Source organism: Conexibacter sp. CPCC 205762 (assembly GCF_030646155.1).
Taxonomy (GTDB): domain Bacteria; phylum Actinomycetota; class Thermoleophilia; order Solirubrobacterales; family Solirubrobacteraceae; genus Conexibacter.
The window spans coordinates 1-2,000 of sequence record NZ_JAUTDN010000095.1; the positions used below are offsets into that span (position 1 = coordinate 1).

Consider the following 2,000-nt stretch of genomic DNA (forward strand, 5'->3'; position numbering starts at 1 on the left):
CCCGCCGCCGCCCCCGCCGCCGCGCCCGCCGCCGCGCCCGCCGCCGCGCCCGCTCCACGCGATGCCGCCTCCCCGCGGAGCGTCGCGTGATCGGCGCCGAGACCTTCCGCATCGCCGTCGGCGGCCTGCTCGCGAACAAGCTGCGCTCGGGCCTGACGATCCTCGGCCTGACGATCGGCGTCGCCTCGGTGATCGTGCTGATCGCGGTCGGCAACGGCTCCTCGAGAGCGGTCACGGCGAACATCGAAGCGCTCGGCTCCAACGTCCTGCTCGTCACCTCCGGCAGCGCGCCGGGCGGCTCCGGCGCCTCCAACGCGGCGACGAAGCCGCTGACGACGAGAGACGCGAGCGCGCTGGTCGACGGAGAGCAGGCCCCGGCGGTCGCGGCCGCCGCGCCGACCGTCACCGCGAGCGCGACGATCGTCAGCGGCTCGACCAGCTACGCGCCGCAGAGCTTCGTCGGCACGACGCCCTCCTACCAGCAGGCGCGCGACTACAAGCTGGCCAGCGGCGAGTTCTTCACGAACACCGACGTGAGCGATCGCGAGCGCGTCGTCGTGCTGGGCCAGACCGTCGTCGACAACCTCGGCGCCGGCGTCGGGCAGACGGTCCAGATCGGCGGCGCCAACTTCCAGGTCGTCGGCATCCTCGCGTCCAAGGGCGCGAGCGGGATGCAGGATCAGGACGACGTCGCGCTGGCGCCGCTGAGCGCGGTCCAGGACACGTTGACCGGCTATGGCGACGTCGATGCGATCACCGTGCAGGCGAGATCGCGCGGCCAGCTCGACGCCGCGCAGGCGCAGGTGACCGCGATCCTCGACCAGCGCCACAAGGTCGCCGACGGCGACAGCTCCGACTTCCAGGTGATCAACCAGGGCTCGATCCTGGAGGCGTCGAGCGAGACCAGCGGCGTCTTCACGACGCTGCTGGCGCAGGTGGCCGCGATCTCGCTGCTGGTCGGCGGGATCGGCGTGATGAACATCATGCTCGTCTCCGTCACCGAGCGGACGCGTGAGATCGGCATCCGCAAGGCGATCGGCGCCCGCCGCGGCGACATCCTCTCGCAGTTCCTCGTCGAGGCGGTCCTGGTGTCGCTGCTCGGCGGGATCTGCGGCGTGCTCGTCGGCCTCGCCGGCAGCCGCTTCAGGATCGCCGGCGTCGCGCCGGTGGTCGCGCCCTATTCGATCGCGCTCGCGTTCGGCGCGGCGATCGCGACCGGCCTCTTCTTCGGCACCTACCCCGCCAGCCGCGCAGCCCGCCTGCGACCGATCGAGGCGCTGCGCTTCGAGTGAGGAGCCCCCATCCGATGACGACCGAGACATCACCCAGAGCGAAGGTGGAGGAGGAGCCGCTCGCCGGCGACTGGCTCGCCGACGACGACGACGCCCCGCTGCCGCCGCCGCGCCCGCGCAAGCGCCTGACGCCGGTGACCGGCGGGCTGCTGGCGCTGCTGCTGGTCGCCGGCGGCTTCCTCGGCGGCGTGCTCGTGCAGAAGCAGGCCGGCGACGGCGACGGCGGCGGCGGAGCTGCCGGCTTCCCCGGCGGCGGCTTCCCGGGGGCTGCGGCGATGGCCGGCGGCGGCGCTCCCGGCGCAAACAGCGGCGCGGCTGGCGCAAATGCCGGCGCGGCTGGCACAAACAGTGGCGCGGCTGGCGCAAACGGCGGCGCGGCTGGCGCAGGTGGCGGCGCGAGTGCGACGGTCGGCGAGGTCGTGACCGTCAAGGGCGACACGCTCTACGTCAGAGACGCCTCCGGCAACACCGTCAAGGTGACGGCGCAGAAGGGCGCGACCGTCACCCGCACGGTCGACGCCGAGCCGCGTGAGATCCGTCCCGGCGAGCAGGTCGTCGTCCAGGGCACGAGCCGCAACGGCGCCGTCCGCGCGACCTCGATCACCGCCGGCGACGCGACCGCCGCCCTCAGCGCGCTGATCGGCGGCGGCTTCGGGGGCGGCGCGGCCGCCGGCGGCGCGGCGGGCGGCGCGGCGGCGGCCGGTGGCG

At 74.5% G+C, this 2,000-nt stretch carries 2 protein-coding genes; both read left to right on the forward strand.

The window, feature by feature from the left end; genetic code table 11:
* The first annotated feature begins 86 nt into the window (after positions 1-86).
* Positions 87-1,292, forward strand: a complete 1,206-nt coding sequence (locus Q7L73_RS28535; RefSeq protein WP_304696344.1) for an ABC transporter permease — start codon at positions 87-89, stop codon at positions 1,290-1,292.
* Positions 1,293-1,306: 14 nt separating this feature from the next.
* On the forward strand, positions 1,307-2,000 hold a 694-nt coding region (locus Q7L73_RS28540; RefSeq protein WP_304715796.1), incomplete at its 3' end, for a hypothetical protein.